This is a genomic window from Hyphomonas sp. (assembly GCF_016125515.1).
Taxonomy (GTDB): Bacteria; Pseudomonadota; Alphaproteobacteria; order Caulobacterales; family Hyphomonadaceae; genus Hyphomonas.
The window spans coordinates 57,592-84,590 of record NZ_WGLO01000006.1; the positions used below are offsets into that span (position 1 = coordinate 57,592).

Below are 26,999 nucleotides of genomic sequence, written 5' to 3' on the forward strand. Positions count from 1 at the left end.
CATGTGGACCTTCATTCTCGAACATGCCGGCTACTGGGCGATCATCGCGCTGATGATGATCAGCCTCTACATCGCCTTCTCGGCGGAAAACCTGATCAAGCGCCTTGTCGGCCTGTCGCTCTTCCAGACGACGATCTGTCTGTTCTATGTGACGCTCGGCAAGATCACCGGCGGCACCGCGCCGGTGCTGCTGCCCGCCGACATGCCGAAGCATGCGGTTGATCACGGCGCCGCAGGCGCGGCCGTCGATGGCCACCTCGTCGCCGGCGGCGGTGAGCGCGTGGCCGATGTCGTTCATGTCTATTCCAATCCGCTGCCGCACGTCCTGATGCTGACTGCCATCGTCGTCGGCGTTGCAACGCTTTCGGTCGGCCTCGCGCTGATCGTCCGTATCCGTGAAGCCTACGGTTCGATCGAGGCGGACGATGTCCGCGCCATCGATATCGAGACCGCGCTGGCCCAGGAAGCGAAGCTCGAGAGCGACCTCAAAGAGGCCACGGCATGATTCTCGAAACCTTGCTCGTCACGGCGCCCGACTGGGCGGTCCGGCACTCGACCGTGCTGATCCCGATCGTGCCGCTGGTCGTGGCACCGGTCCTGGCGATGAGTCCCAGCGGGCGTCTGGCCTGGCTGGTTTCCATCGCGACCACCGCCGCCTCGCTGTATTTCGCGCTGCTCACGCTGGCCATCGTCCAGTCCACCACGGGCGGCGTCATCAGCTATCATATCGGCAACTGGGCGCCGCCCATCGGCATCGAGTTCCGCGTCGATTCCCTCAACGCGATGATCCTGCTGATTGTCACGCTGATGGGTTTCCTCGCGTCGATCTTCTCCTGGCCGACCATCGTTGCAGAGATTAGCAAGGAAAAGGCCGGCCTGTTCCTGTGCGCTTTCCTGCTGTGCTTTGCGGGCCTGTGCGGCGTTGCGACCACGGGCGACGCGTTCAACCTGTTCGTCTTCCTCGAGATCAGTTCTCTGTCGACCTATGTCCTCGTCGCCATGGGCGCGGGCCGTGACCGCCGCGCCCTGCCGGCGGCGTTCGACTACCTGATCATGGGCACGCTTGGGGCTAGCTTTTATGTCGTGGGGGTCGGGTTTCTCTATGCGGCCACCGGCACGCTCAACATGGCCGACATCGCCGCCCAGCTGCCGGCGCTCGGCGCCAACCGCTCCGTGCAGGTCGGCTTCGCGTTCATTATTGTGGGCCTGGGCCTGAAGGCTGCCATGTGGCCGCTGCACCAGTGGTTGCCCAACGCTTACGCGTATTCGCCGTCTTTCGTGACGATGTTCCTTGCCGCCACCGCCACCAAGGTTGCGCTCTACGCGCTGATCCGCTGGATGTTCACGATCTTCCAGCCTGAGTTCGCGTTCGAACAGGCGCTGTTCACCTGGGTGCTTGCGCCGCTCGGCATGGCCGCGATGGTGATTTGCAGCTTCCAGGCGGTCTTCCAGACTGACATCCGCCGCATGCTAGCTTACTCATCGGTTGCGCAGGTCGGATACATGATCCTCGGTATCTCGCTCGGCACGGCCGCCGGTGTCTCGGCAGGCCTGCTGCACCTGTTCAACCACGCTCTGATGAAGGGTGCGCTGTTCATGGCGGTCGCGGGTATCTGTCTCAACGTGCAGGGCACGACGCTGCGCGACTTCGCCGGCCTCGGCCGCTCCGCGCCGTTCACGATGACCGCGTTCGCCATTGCCGGCCTGTCGCTGATCGGTGTGCCGTTGACGGCCGGTTTCATCTCGAAGCTGCAGCTCGGCTACGCCCTGTTCGAGCAGGGCTGGTGGTGGGCCGTGTTGCTGGTTGTGTTCTCCAGCTTCCTTGCTGTCTTCTATGTCGGCCGGGTGCTGCAAGCCGTGTTCTTCCAGCCGCCCGCCAATCCCAGCAAGCTGCGCAAGGAGGCGCCGCTTCTGCTGCTGGTGCCACTGTGGACGCTCGCGCTCGCCAACCTCTATTTCGGCATCGATGCCAGCTTCCCGGCGGGCCTTGCCCGTGACGGGGCGGTCGCCGCCCTTGGTCTGGAGGCGTTCCAATGACGCCTGAAATGTTGATTGCCGCCGCCATCTGCCTGCCGGTGATCATTGCCGCCGGCATCGCGGCTGCCGGCAAGTTCCCGAACCTGCGCGAAGGCGTCACGCTGATCGGCGCGTTCGCGCTGTTCGCGGTCGTCGTTCAGCTCACGCTGCTGGTCGCCGGCGGTGCGCGCCCGGAACTCTATATCGGCGAAGCCATCCCAGGCCTCGCCTTCGCGTTCAAGCTGGAGCCGCTCGGCGCCTTGTTCGCCGTGGTCGCCAGCGGCCTGTGGATCGTCAACTCGTTCTATTCCATCGGCTACATGCGCGGAAACCGCGAGCGCAACCAGACGCGCTTCTACATCTGCTTTGCCCTGGCCCTGTGCGGCGCGATGGGCGTGGCGATGTCGGGCAACCTGTTCACGCTGTTTGTGTTCTACGAAGTGCTGACGCTGTCGACGTATCCGCTCGTGGCCCACAAGGGCGACGCTGCGGCCCAGCGCGGTGCACGTATCTACCTGCTGACCCTGCTCGGCACGTCGATCGGCCTGCTGCTGACCGCCATCATGTGGACATGGATGCTCGCTGGCCAGAACCTCGACTTCGTCGATGGCGGCCTGCTGGCCAATGCCAACCTGTCGCCGCTGGTCTCCAGCGCGCTGCTGTTGCTGTTCGTGTTCGGCGTCGGTAAGGCCGCGCTGATGCCGTTCCACTTCTGGCTTCCCAACGCGATGGTCGCGCCGACGCCTGTCTCGGCCTTGCTGCACGCGGTGGCCGTCGTGAAGGCCGGCGTTTTCGCGGTGATGAAGATCTCGGTTTACATCTTCGGCGACGAGCTGCTGCACGCCACGCCCTCGCGTGAATTCCTGATCGGCGCTGCCTGCTTCACGATTGTGCTGGCCTCGCTGATCGCGATGACCAAGGACAATCTCAAGGCCCGTCTCGCATACTCCACCATCGCCCAGCTGGCCTATGTCACGCTCGGCGCCATGCTGGCCGACCATGCCGGTGTCGTGGGCGGCTCGTTGCAGATCGCTGCGCACGCGGTCGGCAAGATGACGCTCTTCATGTGCGCCGGCGCGATCTATGTCGCCACCGGCCTCACCAACATCTCGGACATGAAGGGCCTCGGGCGTAAGATGCCGCTGGTCTTCATCGCCTTCTTCATTGCCTCGCTGTCGATCATCGGCATTCCGCCGCTCGCCGGTGACTGGCCGAAATACGAGCTGATGCAGGGCGCCATCGACGACCAGCATGACTGGGTGGTGATCATCCTCATCCTGTCATCGCTCATCAACATTGCCTACCTGCTGCCGATCCCGATCCTGGGGCTGATGCCGCCGCCGGGCACCAAGCCGCTGAAGGAATTCAAGCGTCCGGGCGGCGCACCGGCCCTGACGGTTGCCGCACCATTGTTCACGGCGGCGCTCTGCTTCGTCCTGTTCTTCATGATCGATCCGGTCAGCGACTTCCTCGAACCGGCCTTTGCGACCATCGAATACTTCCACGGGGTGGACCTGCCATGACCGATGAAACACCAACGGTCCGCGATTCCTCCGGACGCTTCGTCAAGAAGGCGGCGGAAACGGTCAACGCGATGAGCCGCACCAATGACGAGGGCATCCACCCGATGTCGAAGGTCCTGTTCGGCTGGACCGAAGCCAAGGGCATCGGTGCCACGCTGTTCTGGGTGATGGCGGTCCTGTCACTGGTCCTCGTGCTGGCGGATCTCGTGATCCACCGCCATGAAGAGATCCATTTCGCGAGCTCCATTGGCTTCTTTGGCCTCTGGGGCTTTCTTTCCTTCTCGTTCGTCGTGCTGATGGGCTGGCCGCTCGGCCGCCTGCTTCGTCGCGATGAAGATTATTACGGGGAAGCCGGCGGCCCACCCGCCGACATTGATCCCGACCTCGACGGCGCGCCTCTGGCTTCCCGCGGCAAGCAGGAGGGAGGCCACTGATGCCCGCATTCCTCGCTTCCCTGAACCCGGGCTGGCTCCTGATCGTCGCCGGCGTGATTGCCCTGTTCGTCAAGGTGCGCGTTGTGCGCCAGGCGATCAGCATCATTGCGCCGATCGTCGGCATCCTGATGCTCGCCACCGCCCAGCACGGCGTCGACCACATGACCTACGAGACGCTGGGCATCAAGATGTCCTTCTACCGCGTCGACAGCCTGAACTTTCTGTTCGGCCTCGCCTTCCTGATCGCCGCGCTGCTGAACGCCATCTATGCGCTGCACACGGACAACAAGACCCAGGATGGCATGGCGCTGGCCTATGCCGGCTCGGCCATCGCGGCGACCTTTGCCGGCGACCTGATGACCCTGTTCATCTTCTGGGAGATCACCGCCATCACGTCGGTGTTCATGGTGCTGCAGGCGGGCACGCGCGCCTCCTACTTTGCCTCGATGCGCTATCTCGGCATCCAGATCCTGTCGGGCGTCCTCCTGCTCGATGGCATCGCCTATGTCTGGCACTATCAGGGCGACCTCTCGCTGAAGGCCTTCACTGACCTGAACCAGCCAGGCGCGCTGATCATCTTCATCGCCTTCGGAATCAAGGCGGCATTTCCGTTCCTGCACAACTGGCTGCAGGATTCCTATCCGAAGGCCACCGTAACCGGCGCAGTCGTGCTGTCGGCCTTTACCACCAAGCTCGCCGTCTACGCGTTCGCGCGCGTGTTTCCGGGCCAGCACGAGCTGATCTGGATCGGCGCGGTGATGACCTGCTTCCCGGTCTTCTTTGCCGTCATCGAGAACGACCTGCGCAAGGTTCTGGCCTATTCGACCAACAACCAGGTCGGCTTCATGATCTGCGCCATCGGCGTTGGGACACCGCTTGCGCTCAACGGCGCCGTCGCGCACGCCTTTGCCGATATCCTGTTCAAGGGCCTGTTGTTCATGTCGATGGGCGCGGTCCTCTACCGGACCGGCACGACCAAGGCGAACGAGCTCGGAGGTCTCTACCGCTCGATGCCCTGGACCACACTGTTCTGTCTCGTGGGTGCCATTTCGATCTCGGCGATGCCGCTCTTCTCGGCCTTCGTCACCAAGTCGATGATCCTTTCGGCGGTCGCGTCCACCGGCATGGTCGTGGTCTGGCTGATGCTGATGTTTGCCTCGGCAGGCGTGCTCGAACACTCGGGTATCAAGATCCCGTACTTCGCCTTCTTCGGCCATGACAGCGGCAAGCGCGTCAAGGAAGCGCCGTTCAACATGCTCCTTGCGATGGGCATGGCGTCCTTCCTCTGTATCGCCATCGGCCTGCCGGCCTTCATTCCGGGCTTCGGCTATGAATGGCTCTACAGCCTGCTGCCATATCCGATCGAAGCGGCCAGCTACCAGCCGTTCACGATTGGCCACATCCTGGCGCAGCTGCAGCTGCTGGCGCTCGCCGTGTTCGCCTTCGTGCTGCTGCAGCGCCTCGGCCTGTACCCGCCCGAAAAGCCCGGCGTCATTCTGGATACGGACTGGCTTTACCGGAAAGCCGGCTATGGAGCGGCGCGATGGATCGATACGGTCTGGGCCAAGCTCGGCCCGGCGTTGACCTCGCTGTTTCGCAGCCTGTCCGAGCGGGCCTATGACCGTCTGGTTGACACGTTCAGCCCGCGCGGCGTGCTTGCCCGCAACGGTGTGGCGGGGGGAATGGCGGTCTGGACCACCGTGATTCTCGCCGTCGTGCTGCTGCTGTCCTATCTGACGAGCTGAAAAATCCTGTGACAACAGGGTGCCAAAATTAAGCCATATTGGGACCCAAAACCGGTTTGCGTGGCCAGCCACGGCCGGCGTGACCGCTCGCGGTCCTGATCGTCCGTGGTCTGCCCTTGCTGGGGAGGCAAGACAGGATGCTTGAGCGCGCTATGCCCGCTGATGGCGATATGAATGTGGCGTTTGCGACCGGGATCGTCTCGGCCTATGTGCGCAACAATACGCTGGATACGTCCGAGCTTCCGGACCTGATCCGCAATGTCCATGCGGCCTTGATGGATCTGTCGCGCGGCGTCGACACCCCGGCCGAGCCGCCCACGCCGGCCGTGCCTGTAAAACGCTCTATATTCAAAGACTACATCATCTGCCTGGAAGACGGGCTGAAGTTCAAGTCCCTGAAACGCCACCTGCGCTCGAAATACGGTCTGTCGCCGGAGGAATACCGCCAGAAATGGGGGCTTCCGGCTGATTATCCGATGGTGGCGCCCGGCTATTCAGAGAAGCGGTCAAAGCTCGCAAAGAAAATGGGCCTGGGCCGCTCCGGCCGGGAAGAATAGGTCAAGTGAAACCGCTTCGTTCCGGATACGGAACGAAATGTTCTGTAAACCAATATTAACAAAAAGCTTCAAAGACTCTTGATCCGCGAGTCCACTCGCGTAATAGGTGATTCTTGCGAATCACCACGGGGGTGGCGAACATGATGTTCCACAAGCCGACTTTCTCAGGTGTGACCGAGGCCCAGCGCCTGTTGATCACCCACTGGTATGAATGCCGGACGCCGGACGGCCTCGTTCCGCGCGACGCAATCGATCCGGGCACGGTGCGTTCCACGCTGGCCTGCCTGTCGATCGTCGAAATCAACGAAACCGGCGAGGGCCGTTTCCGCATCGCGGGATCGCGCCTTCGCGATATTTTCGGGCAGGATGTGCGTGGCCGCCAGGTTGCCGAAATCGCAGGCGCATACGGCGAGGGCTATGCCCTTGGTCTCCTGTCTGCCGTCGAACGCGGCGAGCCGGTCGGCGGCGTCATGGAAACCGGTGGGCGGCTGCACGCCTGGCTGCGTCTTCCGTTGGCGGACGATTATGGCCATCTTACCCAGGTCATGTGTCATGACGAGCTGATCGCCCACCGCCGTGCCTTGCTGCCCACTGGCCTCGAAGGTCAGCCGCCTCGCGCGCCGGTGCCCCGCTTCGCCGCCTGACGCGCCGGGTCAGCCCGCGGCCAGCACGGCGTCCAGCAGGTCCAGCAGCGTCAGCGTTCCGTCGCCATAGACATGCGCTTTCCATCCGCCGGGGCTCAGCTTGTCGAGCGCGAGCACGAGGGCGAGCCCTTCTTTCTGTGACCACCAGCGGCTGCGCTGACCAAAGCCCGGCATCGCCACGTCTTCGCCCACCGCCGCGCCGCCCGGGTCCACCAGCCAGGCATAGCCGGCCCATTGGCCGCTGCCTTCCAACGTCAGCCACAGGTCTTCCGCTTCAGTCCAGTAGGCATCGTCGCCGGTAAAGTATTTCGCCGCGCGCGCCTTCATCATCTGGCGCGCCTGTTCGGCCAGGGCCCGGGCCGCGTCCGGGCCCGGCGCAGCGGTAGCGGCGAAGAACAGCTCGGTCTCGCGCGCAATGGAGGCAGCAAAGTCCGGGTCGTTCTCGAACACGGCCTGCATCGTGTCATCGCTGAATTCGTCGGACAGGTTCTCGCGCTCCGCCAGCGCGCCGATCCGTTCGCCATAGGTCCGCGCCTGCGCCACGTGCGACCCCTCGTGCAACAGCACGGCCACCATCAGGGTCTCCAATCCCAGCGGCCCGCCCTCGACGCCGCCGCCGCGCCACACGCTGGGCGTCGACATCACGAAGAATGTGTGTTCGCCGGTGCCCGATGTGAATGAGGTGATGCCTGCCGGCATCGTATCGCCGTCCGGCAGGGCGACCATTCCGTCATGGGGCTGCGCCCGCCAGACCGCGTCTGACTCCCGCCGGGACGAAAACGCATCAGCGCTCGTCAGCGTGCATACGGCGTCGAAGAACACGGCCTCGAACCCGGCGACGTCACCGATACCGGTCATCTCATGCGGGCTGAGCTGCCAGGCGGCGAGTGCGCGGTCGATCCAGGCCTGATCCGCCGCAGAGACCGTGCAGGCCGGCGCAGCATCCGCCACCGGCTCCGGCGTGGGCATCTGGGCACAAGCGGCAAGCGCCAGCAGGCCGGCAGCGATCATGCGTTTCATTCTCGGTTTCTCCGTACACGTCTGCCGAGGCTTACAGGACCGGCCCGCGCTGGCATAGCCCGCGACTTTGCGGCGCAGCGGCAACGTGCACGATACCCATCCTCCTTCATTGCGCTAAGCCCGCTGTGATGAAGCGTTCGCTCTGCCATCCGTTGGCCCGCTGCCTGGCGGTGCTGGCTCTGGCCCTGCAGTTGTTGCTGCCGGGCACGATGGCGGCTGCGCAGTCCGGCCAGGTCGATGTCTCGCGCTATCTCTGTGCGCCGTCGGGCCATGTGACCGAAGCCTCCCGCGCTGCGGCGGAGCGCCTCGCCAAAGCCCTCGGCGACGAGACGCCGTCCCAGCCGTTGTTCGACGGGCATTGCCCGCTCTGCACGCTCGTCCATGCCGCGCCGCTGCCAGCGCCGCCGGTTCTGACTTCGCCCCGCCACGTTTTCGTCCGCGTTCCCGAAGGGGTCTACCAGCCACCTCTGGTGCGGCGCGTGCAGGGCCCGCCGATCGGCTCGCGCGGGCCACCCGTCCACATCTGACATGACCTGAACCCTCGTCCGGCCCTGCGCCGACAAGTCCGGGACACGCTCCGTGTGCGTCCTGTTTTCAAGTATGTGAGACAAACCCATGAAATCGAACCTTGTGCTGCCGCTCCTTACCGGGGTCAGCTTGGCCGTGCTTGCGGCCCCCGCCATCGCCCAGGAGGCCGATCCGGCCCTGCAGGATGTCATCATCGTCACCGCGCCGCGCATCGACACGCCCACCGAGCGCCGCGTCACGCCTGAGGCCGCCCCGCTGCAGGGCGGCGACGTCACCTACCTCACCGCCCGCACGCCCGGCGGCGCGCGCGTCGGCAACGGCGAACTGTCCGGCCAGATGCAGTATCGCGGCCTGTTCGGCGAGCGCCTGAACCTGCGCGTCGATGGCCAGCGCTTTGCTTCCGGTGGGCCGAACCTGATGGACCCTGTGTTCCACTATGCGCCCGCACCGCTGGTTGCCGCCATCCTGATCGACCGCGGCGTCAGCCCCGTCTCGGCCGGGCCGGGCCTGGCGGGCGGCGCCGATGCCGTATTCAAGCGCATCGACTATGCCGCCGGCGACGGTCTTGCCTTCGGCTACGACCTCACGTTCGGCGCGCGCAGCGTGAATGACAGCCTGTCCACCGGCGGCGTGATCGGCGCCGCCACGTAGGACTGGCGGCTGAACCTGCTCGGGGCCTGGGAAGAAGGCGATGACACGGACTATGGCGACGGCGTGATCGGCGGCAGCGGCTTCGAACGCGGCGTCTACGGACTGTCGGCCGGCGCGCTGACAGGGCTCGGCGAGTTCACGCTTGACCTGCGCCGCCAGAATACCGGCCCGTCCGGCAACCCGCCATTCCCGATGGACATCCAGTATTTCGATACGGATTTCGCGCGCGCCGGCTATGCCCGCGCGTTCGGTCAACTCCGCCTCGAGGCTAGTGTTCATTATACGGACGTTGCTCACCTGATGGACAATTTCTCCCAGCGCCCGGCGCCGCTGCCCGCATCGCAGCGCGCGTCCTACGCCTATGCCACCACGCGGGGCGGCGCGCTGTCTGCCGCATTCCCGGCGCTCGGCGGCGCGTTCGAACTCGGCGCCGATGGCGAATGGGTCGAACATACCGTCACCATCACCAACCCCACCAATACTGCCTTCCTGGTCACGCCGTTCCCGCAGGTGTGGCTGGGCCGGCTCGGCGGCTTTACAGAATGGGCCGGGCCGGTCGGCCCGTTCGAGTCCCAGCTTGGCCTTCGGGTGGACCGCAACACCTACGAGGCCGGCGAGGCGGTGAGCGGTTCAGCGGTGCCGATGGGGCCGCGCAATCTTGCGGCCGCGTTCAATGCGTCGGACCGGTCCGGCGCGGAGACGACGGCCGACGCCGTTGCACGGTTCTGGACGCCGGAATCGGGCGGCCTCTCCTGGCGGCTCACGCTGGCGCGCAAGCAGCAGATGCCCGGCTATATCCAGCGCTATGGCTGGCTGCCGATCAACGCCAGCGGCGGACTTGCAGATGGCAACATCTATGTCGGCGATCTTGGCCTCGATCCGGAAACCGCATGGATCGCCGAGGCGGGGTTCGACTATGCGCAGGCGGACTTCTATCTGCGCCCCACCGTATTCGTCCGCCAAGTCGATGATTACATCCAGGGTGTGCCCTATGACGCCACCATCGGCGTCGCCGACACGCCGGTCGAGATGGTTGCGGCGATGAGCGGCGATGCCACGCCGCTTCGTTGGGACAATGTTGACGCCCGGCTCTTCGGGTTCGATCTGGATGCGGGCTACGACTTCGCCGGCCCGCTGCGCCTCGACGGGGTGCTCAACTATGTGCGCGGCGAACGCCGCGACATCGATGACAATCTCTACCGCGTCACGCCGCCCAACCTGACCCTCGGCCTGACCTGGGAGGCGGATGCCTGGTCCGCCACGCTGGAAACGCGCGCCGTCGCCGCGCAGGATGATGTCTCGCGCACCAACAGCGAACGAACCAGCGAGGGCTATGTCGTGCTCAGCGCCTATGGCGACTGGGAGATCCGCGACGGCGTGCGCCTTGGCGCCGGGGTCGAGAACCTGCTCGATCAGGTCTACCGCGACCATCTTGCCGGAGATAACCGCAACGGGTTCGGCGATGTACCCGTTGGCAGCCGTATCCCCGGCGCAGGGCGCGGCGTCTTCGTCCGCCTCAGCCTGACACGCTGACCTTCGCTTTTTGCGCGCCCCGGCCCTTCACAGGGCTGGGGCATCACGCGCCGCCTAAGCGTGCCATGCTCCCGGCCGGCCATCCTGGCGATTGGGCAGGACGGGCGGCCGAGTCTGGGCTAAGTGGAATTGCGTACCCTGGCCGGCGCGCTTTTTGGTTAGGGTGCCCCACGGGCCGCATGCCGGGCGGCGGAACAAGGGAGGACATTGGCCGCGTGTTTTCAGTCGGATTCTTCGGTGCCACCGGAACCGTCACGGGCTCCCGGTTCCTGGTCGAGACAGGCCATGCCCGGCTCCTCGTCGATTGCGGCCTGTTCCAGGGTTACAAGCAGCTTCGCCTGCGCAACTGGAACCGTCCGCCGTTTGATCCCGCCAGCCTCGACGCGGTCATCCTCACCCACGCGCATCTCGATCACAGCGGCTACCTGCCCGTGCTGGTCAATGACGGGTTCAAGGGACCGGTCCTGTGCACCGGCCTGACGCGCGATCTTTGCGAAATCCTGCTGCCAGATGCCGGCCGCATCCAGGAGTTTGACGCCGAGCATGCCAATCGCGGCGGCTATGCACGCCACCAGCCGGCCAAACCTCTGTTCACGGAGCGCGACTCCCTCCGGGCATTGCGGCTATTCGAGACGCGCGCCTTCACCACCGGTCAAGAGATCGCCCCGGATGTCCGGCTCAGCTTCCATGAGGCCGGGCACATTCTTGGCGCGTCGATTGTGCGCCTCGAAACCGGCGGGCAAAGCCTCACCTTTTCCGGAGATCTTGGTCGGTACAACTCACCCGTCATGCGGCCACCCGCGCATATGCCGGATACGGACTATCTCGTGGTCGAATCCACCTATGGCAATGCGGTGCACCCGGATGAGGATCCCGAAGCCGTCCTTGAGCGCGTCATCCGGGCAACCGTCCAGCGGGGCGGCAGCGTGATCATCCCGAGCTTCGCGGTCGGGCGCGCGCAAAGCCTGCTGTTCCATCTGCACCGGCTGCGCAAAGCCGGCCGGATTCCGGAAATCCCGATCTATCTCGACAGCCCCATGGCCATCAACGCCACGAACCTGTTCTGTCGCCAGGATAGCGGAAGCCTCCTGTCACAGGACGAGGCCCGGGAGGTCTGCGCGGTGGCGCAGTACGTGTCGGAAAGTTCGGAGTCGGAGCGCATCGTTGCCGACAACCAGTCGAAGATCGTCATCTCGGCAAGCGGGATGGCAACCGGCGGCCGGGTGCTCAACTACCTGAAACGCTACGCGCCCGATCCGCGCAACACGATCCTCTTTGCCGGTTTCCAGGCCGGCGGCACACGCGGCGCGCGGATGGTGGCGGGCGTCGACAAGATCAAGATCCACGGCGCCTGGCATCAGGTCCGGGCCGAAGTCGCCAATCTCTCGATGCTGTCGGCGCATGCCGATGCCGACGAGATCATGCGCTGGCTGTCGGGTTTCAGCGCTGCGCCGCGCAAGACCTTCGTGGTGCACGGCGAGCCCGACGCCTCGGATACGCTCCGCCAGAGGATACAGGAAGAACTCGGCTGGGACTGTATCGTCCCGGAATTCGGCGAGACTGTCCGCCTCGGCTGACCCGGACCTGCGCAACAAAAATCCGGCGGTCGCCTGCCCGCAACCGGCGCAGCCTGGCTTTCGATCACTGTTTGGTTACGCCAGCTCTGGCGACGGGTTGTATGTATTGCACGCAGACTTCCCGGCGCCTGCGGGTCGGCCTCGTCACGCCGGAACTGGCGGCGCAGCTGGTCGCGGACGGGGCGGCGGTGCGCGCCGGGGTCCTGCCGGCGCGTCTCAGGGCCGGGCCGGCCGCGTGGGCCTAAACCGGCTGGGCGGCGCGGGCGTCGGCCTGGATACGGGCCAGCATCGAGGCGAGACCGTTGGAGCGCTGCGCCGTCAGGGCGCCGCTCACGCCGATCTCGTCCAGCAGGGCGGGTGCATCGAAGGCGAGGATCTCGGCCGGGCTTTCCCCGGAGTACAGCCGCATCAGCAGGGCGATCAGGCCGGACACGATCATCGCATCGGATTCGGCCCGCACGATAAGCTTGCCGTCTTTCAGATCGGTTACCATCCACACCTGCGAGGCGCAGCCGCGCACGCGGGTCTCTTCGGTGCGCTCGCTGTCGGCCAGCTTGGGGTTTGCCTTGCCGAGGTCAATCAGGTGCGCATACCGCGCCTCCCAATCCTCCAGCCAGGAGAATTCTTCACGTATGTCGGCCGCTTTGGATTCGATGCTCATCTCCGCATCCATATGCGGCGCGAAACCCCAAAAGAAAACCCCGGCAAGCCTGTGGCTGCCGGGGTTGAAAGTCGAGAGAGTCTAGAAGTGTGTGGACTATTTGTAGACTGAGCCCAGACAGTCAGCGACTTCAGACAGCGTGTGCTGGCTGATGCAGTGCGGAAGTTCGAATTCTTGGCCGACACCGGCGACACAGCCCTGCAGCTGCAGGTTCTGCATCTTCAGGCAGCTTTGCACGCCCGGTTCCATCATCACCTTGGCAAGGCGGGCCTGGTCGACCGAGTTGGCGCCGATCACCCGCATGGCGGCGAGCGAGGCGATCTGGTTGGCAACGGCTTCCTTGCCGTATTTCACTTTCTGGCGGTTGCCGGTGAAGCCGGTGGTCAGGAAGGCCGGCAGGCGTACGGCGCCGGCGACGTCTTCGGCATTGGCGGCGGCATTGATGATGCCGGCCTTGGCGCCGTCGGACAGCGGGGCCTGTTCAGTCAGGGCGTTCACGATCAGGCTGTCCGCCGGTTTGGCTTTGCCCTGCAGGAGTTTCACCGCCTCGGCGCGCTTGCCACCGTCGCGGATGCGGGACTTGGCCCAGCCATAGCCCTGCAGTGAGTAGCCCTGTTCCTTGATGACAGCGGCGTTGGAATAGATTTTCGGCAGGTCGCCATCCGTCACCGCGATGGCGCCGCCGACGGCATTGTCGCCGCCCTTGAGCGAGCGGGCATAATTGTTGCCGGCGGCGAAACTCTTCATCACCGGCTCGCGGCCGTAGAAGGCTTCGATGTCGCGCACGGTGGCGCTGAATTCAGGGTCGCGCGAGGCGACGAGGGCCGAATACGCCATCCAGCCGCGGGTCAGCTGGTCGGCATTGTAGGACCCGAGTGTGTTGAGCGCCGAGTCGATATCGCCTGCAGACTTGAACGGCGTCGCTGCCACTTCGTCCGCATCCGACTGGTAAGTCATGTAAACAGCGGCGTTTTCCGAAATGGTATCAGTGGCTTGAGCCGCTGCCATGCCAGAAACCCCGAAACCGCAGATCAAAGCGGCAATCACCCCAGAGGTCTTCATTCTAAACTCCCTCACGCGACACGCGATTACTGTTGCCCGAACTTCCCGGTATGGGGAACCATGCCTTGTGATATTTGCGCATTACAAATACAGCAGACCGGGCACCTGATCCGGCAAGAATGCCTAAGATTTCTCTATGGGGTGTTAAGAGTTGGCCCCCAAAGCGGCGCAGAAGCGATTACACTTTGTTCACCTAGCCTGGATGGCGCTGGGGCTGACGGCGGCTGTATCCGGCGGGATCGCCGGCGCGCCGATGCTGAGCCTCCTTGTGGCCGCGATCCTGACGCTGGTGCCGGGCCTGACGGGCTATGCGGTGGCGGGCGCGGGCGACACGATCTGGCGGGGCATGGCGGTTATTTCCTGGCTCGTCTGCGCGCTGGTGGCGATTGTCCTGACCGGCGGGGGCACCTCGCCGCTGATCCTCCTGCTTGTGATCTCGCCGCTGTCGGCGCTGCTGGCCGGCGCGCCGCGCATGGCCACCGAAGCGGGCGCGTTTTCGACGCTGGCCCTGTTTGGCGTGTTCATCGCCCGCCCGCTGGGCTGGATCCCGGCGCCGCCGCCGGGCGCGGCTGAACTGGCGCCGCCGTTCGCCTTTGCGGGGCTGGTACTGGCCGCTCTGAAGATCTGGCACCTCGTAACCGAGCGGGGCGCCGAGGCCGCCCGCCCTGTGCCCACCGAAGCCGCCGAGCCGGCCGCGACCGAGCCCGACCCGCAGCCCATCAACATGACCGGCATCAGCTGGGTGGATGTCACGCCGGAGGGCCGTCTGCGCCGCGTGCAGGGCGACACGTTCGGCCTGGTGACCATGCGCCCCGGTTCGGCGCTGAAGAGCCTGTTCACGGACCACGAATTCGAACTGCCACCACCGGGCAAAACCGGCCGCAGGCTGGTGACCGGCGAACTCGTTTCCGGCCAGCGGGTGCGCGTTCTGGCCGAACGCCATGCCAAGGGCTGCCACCTCCTGTTCGTGGACGCGCCGGATGAGACGCCCACCGCACCGTCGGAGCTGATCGCCGAGCTGGAGAACAAGCTGAAATCGCGCACGGCCTTCTTCGCGTCGCTGGGCCATGACCTGAAGACGCCGCTGAACGCGATCCTTGGCTATGCCGAGATCATGCAGGCCGAGCTGATGGGGCCGATGCCGAAGCCGTATGCGGATTATCCCTCGATTATCCACGAAAGCGGCACCGACCTCCTGTTGCTGGTCGATGACATCCTTGACCTGGCGCGCGCCGAAGCGGGCCAGCCGCGCCTGGAGCCGGAACCGGTGGACCTGACAGCCTCCGGCGAGTCGGTCATCCGCCAGCTGACGGGTCAGGCCGAGCGCAGCGGCATTACCCTGAAGATGAAAGCGGCCGGCGAAGTCTGGGCCGAAGCCGATGCGCGAGCGGTGCGACAGATCTGGCAAAACCTTGTTTCCAATGCGGTGAAGTATTCAGACAGCGGCAAGACCGTGAAACTGGAAACGCGCATCGAGGGCGGCGCGGCGCATCTGAGCGTGACCGATCGCGGCGCGGGCATTGCCGGGGCCGATCTGGCGACGCTGACCGAACCCTTTGCGCAAGGCACAGGGGCGAAGCCTGGCACCGGACTCGGCCTGTCGGTGGTGCGCCGGTTTGCCGAACTGCACGGCGGCAGCCTGAAGATCACCTCGAAGCCCGGCAAGGGCACGCGGGTCGAGGTGACACTCCCCTGCGCCGCCGAAGCTGACATTGCCCCGCTGGAAGACGCCGCCCAATAAAGCGCCTGAAGGCCCGGACGGAGCGCGGAAAAATTCGGTTTCCCTGCCGCAAAAACCATGCGACCGTCCGCGTTCATTTGTGAGGGGAATGCCTGATGAAGAAGTTTGTATTTGCCGCCATTGCTGCGCTTGCGCTGACAGCCTGTGGCGGCAGCCCGAAAGTGGCCATGGTGAAAGCCTGCACCGACAGCGGCGAGTCTGACGCCAACTGCACGTGCATCGCCGACAGCCTCGAGAAAAACCTCGACAAGGACACGTTCAAAGCTGTCGCCACCGCCATGGCGGCCGGCGAAGAGGCTGGCAACAAGATGATGGAAGAGCTGCCCGCCGAGAAGCAGGGCGCCGTGATGGGCGCGCTGATGTCGGCCGGCATGAGCTGCATGATGGGCGCCTCGGAAGGCTGACCTGTCGCAAGCGGCTTGCAACGGACGCCTGAACGCGGGAGTCTTATGCATGGATCGATTGCCCACACGCCTGTGGATAGAAGCCTTGATCCGGCGCGCGCAAGTCGCCGGATCAAGTGCTTTTGTCGTCCAGCATGGCGATGACAGCCGCGGAGACGTGCTGATCAAGGTCGCGCGCCTGGACGGCACGGCGGCCGCCTACCTCCCGTCGATGACCCTTGAGGGCGACCGGATGTTCCTCAATCTTGCGGCCCAGGGCGTCGGCCCGGACGAGACGAGCGTCGATGCCTACCTGGCCCGGGCCCGGGGGCGTGACAGCGACCTGTGGATTGTCGAGATCGAGGATCGCCAGGGCCGCCATTTTCTGACCGAGCCGGTGGAAGAACCGGCGCCTCGGTAACGCGCCGTTAACTGCAGGAAAGCACGTTGTGATTCGCTGGGATGAACAGGGGCGAGACAGCGATGCTGTTCCTATTGAACGAGTACGTGACCGAGATCGAGGCGCCCGAACTGCGCCTCCTGAAACGCGGCCCCTTGCTCGGGTTCGAGGATGCCCATGCGATGCGGGCCCGCGACGCGATCGAATTCGCCCGCGAAAAGCTGCAGGCCTGCCTCGACGAGAGTATCCAGCCGGATGAGGCGATGGTGGCGGATCTTGCCGCCCTGATCATCGCCAAGACGGGCGCCAATGCGGCCCTCTTCCCGGTGCATGAAGGCCGCGTGGCCGAGCCGCGCCTGACCATCTTGCCGGAGTCGATCCTCGAAGCGGTGCGTGCCCGCCTTGCAGAGGGCGCCAAGCCCGATATCCGCCAGATCTGGCAGCGCGCCGCTTGACGGCGAGCAAGGCTTTCCTGAGCGGATCGGCGTCAAAGGACCTTCACCGCGGTGACACGTGCAACGCCATGGTCGCGCAAGCCGCGTCCCAATGCTGGTCCCGCTTTTTGTCTGAAAATGCTTCACCGTCATCGTGGCCACTGTGCCGAGCAGGCTCACGCGTTAAAAATCTGTATCCAACGCAAGGTTATCGTAGACCGCCAGGCGTTTGAACATCAGGCCATGCTGGCCGCCAATCTGCTTCTGCCTATGGCAGTTCCAACTGAACTGCCAGGAAATGCCGCAGAGCCCGGCAACACGACAGGCAACCTCGATCCAGTCTGTTGGCCGCAAGTCAGCACGCTGGAAGCTCCCATGCCACGCTCCGGGTCCCCGGCATGGCATTGGATTAAAAGCGCCGACACGTCGACAACAGGCGCCATCCCAATGATGGACACTCACACATCAGTGTAAAATGCGACTAAGCATTGAAACAGACTGACAGGGCTATCCTCAATGGCCGCGCCATGCCGCTTCGGTCATTAAACGCAGGAAAAAACCAGGGCGGGAGAATCATCGCCAGCAGCCCGGCAGAGGCACGGTTTGCTCGACCAATCTATTCTTAAACGCCGGGTCTCCCAGATCGTCTCGCTCTGTCCAAATAACGGCAGATGGGTGTCCGCCGTGAAACAGAAAAATGATCTGGTCGCCGGTACCGGTGCGATCCGCAATGACAAGGTCGAGTGTGCGCGCACACCCGCTTTCGTCCTAAAACGTGCCTTCGATGCGTTTTTGAAATCAGAGCAACGCGTGGAAGATTGGACGCATTGGCCTGCTCGGCGTGTGCGGATAGGCAGCGGCGGCACCGCAAAAAGATTGACCGATCCCGGCGCGGCGAGGGGCGACGTTGAAGGTCTTGTTTAGAAGGATCCGGTGCCGTCCCCTGACACCGGACCCTTCATGCAGCGAGCGTCCCCACCCCATCTGCGCAGGTTTGGTAGAGCAACCGCTATGCCAAGCCAATTGGACCGCTCACCTCGTGCTCGGCGCAAAAGAATAGGCTATATATCCAAATGGATAAGTAATTCGGCAAAGCCGCATTTTCCTTGATCCAGATAGAACTTGTCTGCCTCGCGCGATCAGATTCCCGTGCTCGGGATTCTGGCACAAAAGCCGATGAAACGCGCCGCGCGCCGGAATCGGGGTAGGGTGCACCCCATTGGCGCTCAGGGCGAAGTGTCCGCCCGAGTTTGGAGCGCATGGCGTGGTCGCCGAGCGTCAAGGTGAGCGCGCCTGCGGGTTCAGCAACGCGCGCTGGCGATCGCCCCGTACCGGCGAGGTTTGACAGCTATAGTGACCGTTGTTTTTCTAGAAGTCCTATGTCGAGGCGCGCCGGACCTTTGATGGCTTCCAAACAAAAACGAGGCCGATCTTTAGAGAAAAGACCGGCCTCCAGGAATGGTAATGTCAAAGATTGGACAGATCATCCGTGTTCGCATCGAATGATTTCTCCATGAAATAGTATTCTTTCAAACTCTCGCAACATCAACCTATCCGAATGGGTTAGTCCCTTGGGGATGGTTGCGCGTTCGATGCCGGGATGCTGCTGTTTTTACTTGGGAGGTGGATAGGGCGCATCAGTGTCAGATCGGCATCTGCCGGCAAAGCGAATGCAATTCTAACTCTAAGAGGCAAAAAGAGGTGTTCATGGAAATGCAGGCGGACGCGCGCACGGTGAGAGTAGATCCATATCGGCTCATAGGATTGATTTCTGTGATTGTGAGCGGGGCAGTGACTTCGATTGTCCTTGGGGTAACGATACCTGCAATTGGCGACGGTATCATGTGGTTAGCCTTGGTCGTGGCCGGAGCGATTTGAGCCGCGCTACGATTGCTTCCCTCGAAATATGCTCATCCAATTGTGAGCGTTGTTGCCATCGCCGTTGGTTGAGGGGCGGGCGCTTTGGGGCGGCGCGCCTGTGGGCCTTCGATTCGGTCTGCAAACGGGCGTCTTGAATTCGTATCGGCGAGCTTGTCATAGGCGGCAGGAATCGGCGTCCTCGATCCTGGGGGCACTCTACTCTTTTGGATAGGTCGACGCCTGAAGGCCGAGCGCATAAAGTTGGTTAACAAAGCGGCGTGCGTCCCCTTGCCCCCGCTTTGGTGAACTTTGGGCTTGACTAAATCCGCATACGGAATAGTCGAGCCCGAAGTTCCTGATCAAGGGATATGTTTGAGCGTAATGGTTCCGGCCGGAATGACCAGGCTCGAGGCGACATAAGCTGGTTGGCCTTCTGAGCAATCAGGCTGAAGAAATTTTGTAATCGGTTCCCGCATATGATCCGCATCACTAAGGCGTGTGCAGCGCGAAGGCGGCATGAAAAGATGGCGGCTTAGACGCCGACGCCAATAGTAGGCAAAAGTCTCCATCGGCAGCGCGCGGCGTATTGGTTATTCATCTAATTCGGTCGTTTGGCGGGAGCGAAATCAATCGGCGGCATGCGCCATCTGACAAACGTGTCCTGTGGCGTTCATACTGCGGCTGGTTGTGTGCCGGTTAAGCAGCAGTGCTGATCTGCTTACTTGATCTTTTTTAGCGCGAGTCGCGCTAGGCACAGATATCCTGCTTCCGCTCGTCAGATAAAAACGACTCCGCAGGTCTCTCCGCGCTGCCAGCGCAGCGCGCACCGCCGAATGGCTGGAGACCCGACAGCCGGGTGCAGAAACTCCAGGTTAAATAGAGCGGGACAAGGCATCGGTATGCTCATTTTTAGTCTCGCGCCCGACGCCGAAAGGTCCGTAATTTGAACGTCGAGACTTGATCGGCTATTGTTGAAAATAATCCGGCCCGATTTCAGCATTCGGCGCCGCGCATGTTGGCGGTACTCGGACTCGACCTTAGCGGACGGCAAGGACTTTGGCATACTGTTCCCCTCCGACTGATATCAGCTTTCACTTCTTACATCGCCGGCTTTCAACGTCGTGGGTATTCGGCCAAAGTGAGTAATCCAAAGAATATGCATGATCTCCGTGTACGCATTGACGTGTGCAGTTCGAATCCCTGGTGCATGGGCTCTTCTCTTGGAAATGCGGTGTATGCCGATTTTGGATTGTCCGCTTCGGCCGCGTACGATTTCTCCGCAGCCATGATCAAGGCAGTTCGGTGGGCTCGGCGCAATGCCTACTCCTTATGGTGAGGTATGAAGGAGGGGCGGTAGACGCAATACTTGTCCGACTCGATCGCCATTGTTGATGGACAGGGATTGCGCAGATGTGGCCGTTTGTAACAAGTTGCCGGCAGGTCTCGAGCGGCACACGTGCCTCTCAGCTCGTTTCTGCGGTGTTGGTGGTTTTAATTGCGCTGAACGCGAAGTTCGCAAAGCTTCTTATCGTATTGATTGTGTCGGCGATCGGAATGCAGGCGACGGGGTTTCCGCTTGCATTTACCGTCTCACTTTTTGTGAAATCGATGCAAGGCGAATTCTGACGCCTCATTCTTTGAGTGATTGTGCCGCGGGCAACAAAATTTGCCGGATGTACGTCTCGCGTTCGCGCGTAATTGCTGCGACTTCGGCGATCGCAATTTCAAGTCGTTGATCCATATCGCTGATCTCGAGTGAAATTTCCGACATCAGGAAGAAAGCGCAACAGCTTGCAAAAAGGTGTGCTTCGCTCAAAGAAACGAAGTCGGCGGCGGACGTTCGTTCGAGCACTTTTGAGAGCCAATCTTCCAGTATTTCTTCGCTGCCTCGTTCTTGTCCGACAAGAAACTGGGCGACGCTCAAAAGTTGAGGAAGGCGGCGTTCGAGGTTTTGAATCAGAAGGGCGCGCATTGGTTTCCAGATTTCTGATCTACGCGTCGGATCGATTGACAAAGCCGGAATTAATCGCCAGCACGGCGAGCGCGGTTCGATTGGAGCACCCTGTCTTTTTGAGCAAAGATTTGATGTAGATTTTGACAGTTGTAGGAGCGATTTTGAGTGCTTGAGCTATCTCTTTTGTCTCCAGACCAGCTGCAATGAGGTTCAGTGTTTGCCGCTCGCGGCGACTTAACGCGATGCCCACAATCTCTTTAGAGATTGGCTCTTTTACAGTTGCACGCTCCATGATGCGTTCGCCCAGGAAGCGCCGAATTGTATCAACTAGGTCGTCAGCTCCCTGATTTTTGTGCACGAATGCATCTACCCCTGTCGACAGAGCCTTGCCGATCTCGAAGGCATCAGGGCTGCCGGAGATCAAAATCAAAACGGCGCCTGGCGCCATGCAGCGTGCTTTTTGTAAGTAAGGCTCTGCGTCATCCTCAGACATTCTGAGGTCAACGATAATGAAATCGAAGGGCGCATGTGCCTTGAGGTCCCGGAAAAGGGCGCTGTAGTCCGTCGCAGTTTCGATGAGCGCATTGGGCCAGTTTTGCGAAAGTAGGGCGACGACGGATTCTGCAAACAGCTTCTGGTCGTCGGCAAGCATGATACGTAGGCGTTGAGCGGACGTCATGCGGACCCTTAATCGACTCAGCTTTTTGGCATATCTTTGTTCATTTAGCGCGGTGCTGAAACTAGTCCAATTGGAGTAAGGGTAGACGATTGAGCTTGCGCAGTTGCGCTGATGTGGTCGGCAATCAGGATCTGGTCTATTCTTTTGAGTAGGTTCATCACCCAAACGGATGTGCTAGTCAGGTCGTCTGGTAGGCCCTGGAGGCATGAGGCAAGTTTTGAAGTTCAAATCCGCGATATCCAGCGAGAGCGACACTGCGGAAGCTTGCGAGTCGATCCTGGGCGATCTTCTTGCCGACCGTTCTGACGAGCCCGATCTCTTGTTTGTATTTGCCAGCTGCACCCACAATATTGGCGCCATTCGACAGCTTGTTTCGAGCCGACTTCCGGATGCGCAGATCCACGGGGGAACGAGCTGCCGCGGTTCCATGAATGAAGAGCGTGTAGAATTGTCTGGTGGGTTTGCACTAAGCGCCTTAGCTGTTTGGGACCCTGACGGGGCCTACGGATCGAGTGCCAGAGCCTGTGGCGACAATCCGAAGCTCGCGGCCAGGCAAGCCTTGTTGTCTGCACTTGAACAGGCAGGTCGGCCGGGAGAGGTGCCAGACCTGGTCTGGCTGACTGCGGCGCCGGGCCAGGAGGAGTTGGCGGTCGAGGCTATCAAGGAGGTCGTGGGCGATCGGGCGTTGATCGTAGGTGGGTCAAGCGCTGACAATGACATTTCGGGGCAGTGGTGCCAGTTTACGAGAGAAGCGCAGTTTTGTGAGGGGCTGGCGGTCACGGCAATGTTCATCACAGGGGCTGTGTCTAGTGTGTTTCAATGCGGCTACGCTTCGGCTGGCCGTTCTGGTCGCGTAACAAAATCTGACAAGAGGCGTCTTTACGAGATCGATCATCGGCCCGCCGGCGATGTATATTTTGATTGGTCCGATCGCCCGGCTCCGCATTTAACCAATGGGGATGATCCAAAAGGATTATTGCCAGACTCGACGCTGATCCCGCTCGGCAAGGTGTCCGGAGATCTGGCCTCCGTGCCGTTCCATTTGCTGTTGCATCCCGCTGCTGTCCATGCGGATGGCTCGTTAGATTTGTTCGCGGATGTCCAGGAGGGCGATGAAGTCTTTTTGATGCAAGGGACGAAACAAAGCATTGTCGCGCGCGCTGGCCGACTAGCGTGCCTGGCCCGGGCTGACCTGCAGTCCAAGGGCGCACAATGCTCGTGCGCTCTGATCGTTTTCTGCGGCGGCTGCATGCTTGCAGTGGAGGAGGAAATGGAAACCGTGCGGCGCAGCATCGCTGACACTTTGGGGCCTATTCCGTTTTTGGTTATGTTTTCATTCGGTGAACAAGGGCAGGTTTTGGGCGGCCAGTCCCAGCATGCAAATCTGATGATATCTTGCACAATCTTCGGCAATCCGGCGGTTGTCGGATGATGTCGGAATCTGAGGTTTTGAGATCTGCATTATTCGAGGTCGAGTTCTCCAGATCGAGAGAAGCGAGATCAAAGAAGGAAAATGAGTTGCTTCTCGCCATTTTGCGGCATGAGCACTCAGACCTGGATCCCGATGAAGCGATCGGTGTGACGCTCGCCGCGATCCGGGACGCGCTTGAGGCGGATGCGTCAATAGTCCTCTCGGTTGATCGCGTGTCGGGAACGGCGCGGATTGGTTACGCCACGCATCCTGAGCTTGTCGGAGTATCGTGGTATTCGGGCGCCGAGCCGTTCTCGAAGCTGCGCGTGATTGCCGATGTCAGTCTTGTCCCGACGCGCGTTGACTGGCCTTCGAAGATCATGTGTTTTCGCAGCTGGGTTTCTACGACGATTGGCCAGTCCGCTGAGGCATTTACGGTTCTCGCTTGCGTGTCGCATAACAAGGGCGCTGCTGGCCCACTTGAGGTGCAGCTCTTCAAGCGCGCAGCGGCTGCATTCTCTCAGACGATTCAGCACACGCGATTGCGACTGCAGAACATAGCATTGGCTGGGGCGTTGTCGGGCGGACGAGCGCAGTCCGAGTTCGTTGTCGCTAGAAATCTCGACCCCGGATTTGAGGCAATCAACAGCGCCTTTCACAGACTTGCAGAGGCGCAGGATCTCATCGTTCAGATCCTTGCCGATCTGCTGAGTGTGAAGAGCGAAGAAATTGATGAGGCTGTCCAAAGATCGCTCGATAGAATGGGCAACTTACTTCGATTGCAGCGCGTCTGCTTGCTGAAGCTTAACGCAGATGGTGACTTCGAATGTGCCTATCTTTGGCACGGCGATGGCGCTGATCATCTTTTTGGCGAGGCTGAATTCAAAAGCGCCGCTCGGTTGTTCGACCACTATCCGTTGCTCAAAGAAGGCCAGCCTTGTTACATTTCGGACGGGTTTGCTTCGGAGGAATCGGACGCCGCAGCGCGCCCAACCCAGCGAGGGCCTTGCGGCAGGGTGCTCGGCGTCCCGATCCTGCGGGAGAGCAGCATATTTGGAATCGCAACCTTCACATCGTCTTCAGGTGAGCGTGAATTTTTAACGGGCGAGATCAATCTGCTGCGCTCCTTGGCCAGCGTCGTCGGCAGCCTGTTGGTACGAAAGGCTGTCGAAGCGGCCATCGCGGACAGTCAAGTGGAGCTCTACCGCCAGTCCTGTAAATTGCGCACGACGTTAGACGCGCTGCCGGATCTGGTTGTTGAACTCGATCAGGACCGTCGTATGACGAGCTTCTATTCCGACCGGATGTCAGCCTTGGTTGACAATCCCGGATCCTATATCGGTTCCCGGGCAGAGGATGTGCTTCCCCGAAGCGCGGCGGCTAAAATAAATGCGGTGCTGCATCATGTGGAAGCGAGCGGGCAGACATCAGACGTTGTGTTCTTCTTGCGCCTCAAACGGCAAGGGCACTGGTTCAACGTTTCGATTTCGCGCCGGCCCATGGAGCGCAACGAGGGTAAATGTGGCTATCTTGCGGTGATCCGGGACGTCACGCGTGAACATAAGCAGATTGAGGAGATTGAACGTCTCGGCAGCATTGTGCGGCGCACGTCGAATCTGGTGATCATCACCAATGCGAACCGAGAAATCGTTTGGGTGAACGAGGCTTTTGAAAAGCGTTCAGGTTACGCGCTCGACGAGGTGGTCGGGCGCCGTCCGGGTGAGGTATTGCAAGGTGATTTAAGCGATCCTCGTACAGTTGAAGCGATGCGGACTGCGTTTAGCCGCCGTAGCGCAATTCAATGCGAAATCCTGAATTATGACCGCTCAGGTCAGCCCTATTGGGTGGATATGGATATCCACCCCACTTGGGACACGTCGGGCGAACTTTCGGGCTATATGGCTGTTCAGACTGATATTACGGAACGCAAGGTAAGGCTGGATCAGCTAGAGCGGTCGGAACGCCAGGCACGCGCTGATCTCGCGGCGGCCACAGATGCCTCCCGCGATGGCATCGCCGTTACAGATGCCGACGGCCTCTTTGTGTACATGAACTCTGCCCATCAGGAGATGTTCGGAATTTCTTCTGAGCATTTGATCATCGGCCAGCATTGGAGTGTCCTTTATTCGGCCGAAAAGCTCGCATTCCTTCAGAATCATGCCTTCCCTGTGCTGCAAAGCCGGGGCGCTTGGAAAGGTGAGATCGCTGGACTTCGGTTCGACGGTAGCACGATCGAGCAAGAGGTTTCTCTGACATTGAAGAGTGATGGTGGCATTGTTTGCATTACGCGTGATATTGCTGAAAGGCTCTTTGCTGAAAGCGAGCGAACGCACCTTCAAGAAGCCTTGCAGTTGGCGCAGCGCCGCGAGGCGCTCAGTCAAGTTGCGGCTGGTTTGGCCCATGATTTCAACAATTTGATCGCGTCGATTTCCGGCTCTGCGACTTTGATTGAGCGGGCGTCGGAAGGCGGCTCGAATGAACATGCCCGCCGTATTTTGCTTGCGACGCAAAGAGCTTCAGAGCTTGTCCATCGATTGCTCGCCCAGGGCGCGCGGGTCCCCGACCGCCAGCTGTTGAGCCTCTCAGAGCGTATCGCCGAAGCCGCCGATTTGCTGCGCGCTGGTCTGCGGTCAGGCACTCGCCTCATCCTGAATTTGCCAGATCCGGACCTCGAACTGGAAGCGGATCCGACCGATGTGCTGCAAATCCTTTTGAATCTCGGTGTGAACGCACGCGATGCACTTCCAGATGGTTTGGAACGCCCAGAAATATCCCTCTCCGCAAGGACGGCACTTCCAGGTGACATGTCGGGTAAGCCAGTCGTCGGATCTCTCGTTGGCGGGATTGACTATGCTGTCCTGGAAGTTTCCGACAATGGCATGGGGATGGACGCCGGTCTTTGCGATCAGGTCTTCCAACCCTATTTTACAACCAAGGGCGATGGAGGAAGCGGATTGGGACTCGCGATCGTATCCAGCATCGTGGACGCAAATTCAGGAGCCATATTCGTTGTGTCGTCACCGGGCTCTGGAACCACTATCAAGATCATGTGGCCAATGACTTCGATTGCGCGATCGAGTAGCATCGCAGATGCCGATATGCTTCCGGTTGTGGCTCAACTCGAAAACTGGTCGGTTCTATTAGTCGACGACAATGAGGATGTCCTGGACGTTCTTACAGTGTTTTTTGAGAAGGCAGGCGCGGAAGTTGCGGCTGTATCCGATCCAGAGGTGGCACTTGAAGCCCTGCAAGAAGCTCCTGAAGCGTGGGACCTTCTCATTACGGACTTTGACATGCCAACGATGACGGGTGCCGAACTAGCACGTCGCGCCAAGAACTTGCGAAGGGATCTTCCGATCATTCTCATGACCGGGTATCCCGATTGGCGAAGTAGGACATCGGTTGGGTCGGATAAACTCTTTGAGCTGATTGTCGGCAAACGAATTGCCCCTGATCGCCTCATCACATTGGCATCAAGTATACTGGGCAAAGCGTGTTATGACCAATCAGAGTAAGTGCAGAATCCTGTTTGCAGACGATCATGAGCTGCTGCGAGATACGCTCGCCGTTTACCTGCGTCAGGAAGCTTCGATGGATGTCGTTGCGGTTTCGGACTTTGATGAGGCGGCGAGCACGTGGCGACGTGATGGCCCGTTCGATCTTGTCCTGCTTGATTACCGCATGCCCGGAATGAACGGTCTGGAGGGTTTGAAACTGGCGCTTTCTGAAGGTGTGCGTGTCGCATTGATCTCAGGATTCGTAGTCCGGCACGTTATTGAAGAGGTTTCCAGCCTGAAGGCTGCAGGTTTCCTCTCAAAGACGATGCCTGCAGCGTCATTTGCAAGTGCCATTCGGTACATGATCACAGGTGGAGCGTTCTTTACACCGCAAGCACTTTTGGGATCGAAGGATGCCGATCAGCGCCCACTTGCGAGAGCCTTGACCAACCGCGAGCATCAAGTGCTCAGGCAGATCTGCACAGGTCGGTCAGACAAGGAGATTGCCCGCGAACTCGGAATCCAAACCCCGACTGTTAAATTGCATTTGAAGATGATCTTCAGAAAGCTCGGTGTCCAAAATCGGACCCAGGCCGCACTCATTGCGATGGATGCGCTTATGTTCTGATCGGGTTCGCAGCGGCAATAGGATTTGTGCCCCGGGGCGTGTGTCGCCCAGGGTGCGCGCT

The 26,999-nt window shown here is 61.3% G+C and carries 26 protein-coding genes; 20 read left to right on the forward strand and 6 right to left on the reverse strand.

Annotation, left to right across the window (positions count from 1 at the left end; genetic code table 11):
* The first annotated feature begins 1 nt into the window (after window position 1).
* The 7 genes from GC148_RS05640 (at window position 2) to GC148_RS05670 (ending at window position 6,919) form a co-directional block, all read left to right on the forward strand.
* Window positions 2-505 carry a cation:proton antiporter subunit C gene (locus GC148_RS05640; RefSeq protein ID WP_291069468.1) on the forward strand — a complete coding sequence of 168 codons (504 nt, stop codon included), beginning with the start codon at window positions 2-4 and terminating at the stop codon, window positions 503-505.
* A complete protein-coding gene (locus GC148_RS05645; RefSeq protein WP_291069469.1) occupies window positions 502-2,037 on the forward strand; it encodes a monovalent cation/H+ antiporter subunit D family protein in 1,536 nt (511 codons plus the stop codon). Before GC148_RS05640 ends, GC148_RS05645 begins: the two co-directional genes overlap by 4 nt.
* Window positions 2,034-3,539 carry a proton-conducting transporter membrane subunit gene (locus GC148_RS05650; RefSeq protein WP_291069470.1) on the forward strand — a complete coding sequence of 502 codons (1,506 nt, stop codon included), beginning with the start codon at window positions 2,034-2,036 and terminating at the stop codon, window positions 3,537-3,539. Before GC148_RS05645 ends, GC148_RS05650 begins: the two co-directional genes overlap by 4 nt.
* Window positions 3,536-3,973: a hypothetical protein gene (locus GC148_RS05655; RefSeq protein WP_291069471.1), complete on the forward strand. Its 438-nt coding sequence runs from the start codon at window positions 3,536-3,538 to the stop codon at window positions 3,971-3,973. The genes GC148_RS05650 and GC148_RS05655 overlap by 4 nt, the downstream gene beginning before the upstream one ends.
* Entirely contained in the window at window positions 3,973-5,718 is a 1,746-nt protein-coding gene (locus GC148_RS05660; RefSeq protein WP_291069473.1) for a Na(+)/H(+) antiporter subunit D, read from the forward strand. The genes GC148_RS05655 and GC148_RS05660 overlap by 1 nt, the downstream gene beginning before the upstream one ends.
* A gap of 137 nt (window positions 5,719-5,855) precedes the next feature.
* Window positions 5,856-6,275, forward strand: coding sequence for a MucR family transcriptional regulator (locus tag GC148_RS05665; RefSeq protein ID WP_291069475.1), 420 nt, complete (start codon window positions 5,856-5,858; stop codon window positions 6,273-6,275).
* A gap of 140 nt (window positions 6,276-6,415) precedes the next feature.
* Complete coding sequence (locus GC148_RS05670) at window positions 6,416-6,919, forward strand: PAS domain-containing protein (protein ID WP_291069476.1); 504 nt, start codon at window positions 6,416-6,418, stop codon at window positions 6,917-6,919.
* A gap of 9 nt (window positions 6,920-6,928) precedes the next feature.
* On the opposite strand, the gene GC148_RS05675 is transcribed toward GC148_RS05670, so the two are convergent.
* Complete coding sequence (locus tag GC148_RS05675) at window positions 6,929-7,939, reverse strand: hypothetical protein (RefSeq protein ID WP_291069478.1); 1,011 nt, start codon at window positions 7,937-7,939, stop codon at window positions 6,929-6,931.
* A 128-nt stretch (window positions 7,940-8,067) separates the two neighbouring features.
* Here GC148_RS05675 and GC148_RS05680 point away from each other — a divergent pair, with 128 nt between their 5' ends.
* The 4 genes from GC148_RS05680 (at window position 8,068) to GC148_RS05695 (ending at window position 12,228) form a co-directional block, all read left to right on the forward strand.
* Window positions 8,068-8,466, forward strand: a complete 399-nt coding sequence (locus GC148_RS05680) for a DUF2946 family protein (protein WP_291069480.1) — start codon at window positions 8,068-8,070, stop codon at window positions 8,464-8,466.
* Between the two features lie 88 nt (window positions 8,467-8,554).
* Window positions 8,555-9,118, forward strand: a complete 564-nt coding sequence (locus GC148_RS05685) for a hypothetical protein (RefSeq protein ID WP_291069482.1) — start codon at window positions 8,555-8,557, stop codon at window positions 9,116-9,118.
* A gap of 63 nt (window positions 9,119-9,181) precedes the next feature.
* Window positions 9,182-10,651: a TonB-dependent receptor gene (locus GC148_RS05690; RefSeq protein WP_291069483.1), complete on the forward strand. Its 1,470-nt coding sequence runs from the start codon at window positions 9,182-9,184 to the stop codon at window positions 10,649-10,651.
* 215 nt (window positions 10,652-10,866) lie between these two features.
* Window positions 10,867-12,228: an MBL fold metallo-hydrolase gene (locus GC148_RS05695; RefSeq protein ID WP_291069484.1), complete on the forward strand. Its 1,362-nt coding sequence runs from the start codon at window positions 10,867-10,869 to the stop codon at window positions 12,226-12,228.
* A gap of 241 nt (window positions 12,229-12,469) precedes the next feature.
* Here GC148_RS05695 and GC148_RS05700 read toward each other — a convergent pair whose 3' ends face one another.
* Together GC148_RS05700 and GC148_RS05705 are read right to left on the reverse strand one after the other, a co-directional pair.
* Window positions 12,470-12,889, reverse strand: a complete 420-nt coding sequence (locus GC148_RS05700) for a SufE family protein (protein WP_291069486.1) — start codon at window positions 12,887-12,889, stop codon at window positions 12,470-12,472.
* Between the two features lie 96 nt (window positions 12,890-12,985).
* Entirely contained in the window at window positions 12,986-13,951 is a 966-nt protein-coding gene (locus tag GC148_RS05705) for a hypothetical protein (RefSeq protein ID WP_291069488.1), read from the reverse strand.
* Between the two features lie 202 nt (window positions 13,952-14,153).
* On the opposite strand from GC148_RS05705, the gene GC148_RS05710 reads away from it, so the two are divergent.
* From GC148_RS05710 to GC148_RS05730, 5 genes are all read left to right on the forward strand, one after another.
* A complete protein-coding gene (locus GC148_RS05710) occupies window positions 14,154-15,692 on the forward strand; it encodes a HAMP domain-containing sensor histidine kinase (protein ID WP_291069490.1) in 1,539 nt (512 codons plus the stop codon).
* Window positions 15,693-15,787: 95 nt separating this feature from the next.
* Window positions 15,788-16,096 carry a hypothetical protein gene (locus GC148_RS05715; RefSeq protein ID WP_291069492.1) on the forward strand — a complete coding sequence of 103 codons (309 nt, stop codon included), beginning with the start codon at window positions 15,788-15,790 and terminating at the stop codon, window positions 16,094-16,096.
* A gap of 49 nt (window positions 16,097-16,145) precedes the next feature.
* Entirely contained in the window at window positions 16,146-16,496 is a 351-nt protein-coding gene (locus GC148_RS05720; RefSeq protein ID WP_291069493.1) for a DUF1491 family protein, read from the forward strand.
* Window positions 16,497-16,558: 62 nt separating this feature from the next.
* Entirely contained in the window at window positions 16,559-16,930 is a 372-nt protein-coding gene (locus GC148_RS05725; protein WP_291069494.1) for a hypothetical protein, read from the forward strand.
* A 663-nt stretch (window positions 16,931-17,593) separates the two neighbouring features.
* Window positions 17,594-17,833: a hypothetical protein gene (locus tag GC148_RS05730; RefSeq protein ID WP_291069495.1), complete on the forward strand. Its 240-nt coding sequence runs from the start codon at window positions 17,594-17,596 to the stop codon at window positions 17,831-17,833.
* Between the two features lie 1,711 nt (window positions 17,834-19,544).
* On the opposite strand, the gene GC148_RS15915 is transcribed toward GC148_RS05730, so the two are convergent.
* Window positions 19,545-19,832 carry a PilZ domain-containing protein gene (locus tag GC148_RS15915; RefSeq protein WP_366063224.1) on the reverse strand — a complete coding sequence of 96 codons (288 nt, stop codon included), beginning with the start codon at window positions 19,830-19,832 and terminating at the stop codon, window positions 19,545-19,547.
* 347 nt (window positions 19,833-20,179) lie between these two features.
* Between GC148_RS15915 and GC148_RS05735 the strand changes: the two genes are divergently transcribed.
* Window positions 20,180-20,395, forward strand: coding sequence for a hypothetical protein (locus tag GC148_RS05735; RefSeq protein WP_291069496.1), 216 nt, complete (start codon window positions 20,180-20,182; stop codon window positions 20,393-20,395).
* A gap of 4 nt (window positions 20,396-20,399) precedes the next feature.
* On the opposite strand, the gene GC148_RS05740 is transcribed toward GC148_RS05735, so the two are convergent.
* Complete coding sequence (locus GC148_RS05740) at window positions 20,400-20,741, reverse strand: hypothetical protein (RefSeq protein WP_291069498.1); 342 nt, start codon at window positions 20,739-20,741, stop codon at window positions 20,400-20,402.
* A 19-nt stretch (window positions 20,742-20,760) separates the two neighbouring features.
* Window positions 20,761-21,375 carry a response regulator transcription factor gene (locus tag GC148_RS05745; protein ID WP_291069499.1) on the reverse strand — a complete coding sequence of 205 codons (615 nt, stop codon included), beginning with the start codon at window positions 21,373-21,375 and terminating at the stop codon, window positions 20,761-20,763.
* Window positions 21,376-21,619: 244 nt separating this feature from the next.
* Between GC148_RS05745 and GC148_RS05750 the strand changes: the two genes are divergently transcribed.
* The 3 genes from GC148_RS05750 to GC148_RS05760 are packed head-to-tail and all read left to right on the forward strand — an operon-like array spanning window position 21,620 to window position 26,938.
* Window positions 21,620-22,834 (forward strand): FIST N-terminal domain-containing protein, encoded by a 1,215-nt coding sequence (locus tag GC148_RS05750; protein ID WP_291069501.1) that lies wholly within the window; start codon window positions 21,620-21,622, stop codon window positions 22,832-22,834.
* Complete coding sequence (locus tag GC148_RS05755) at window positions 22,831-26,328, forward strand: PAS domain S-box protein (RefSeq protein WP_291069502.1); 3,498 nt, start codon at window positions 22,831-22,833, stop codon at window positions 26,326-26,328. Before GC148_RS05750 ends, GC148_RS05755 begins: the two co-directional genes overlap by 4 nt.
* Window positions 26,312-26,938, forward strand: coding sequence for a response regulator transcription factor (locus GC148_RS05760; RefSeq protein ID WP_291069503.1), 627 nt, complete (start codon window positions 26,312-26,314; stop codon window positions 26,936-26,938). Before GC148_RS05755 ends, GC148_RS05760 begins: the two co-directional genes overlap by 17 nt.
* Window positions 26,939-26,999 lie beyond the last annotated feature (61 nt).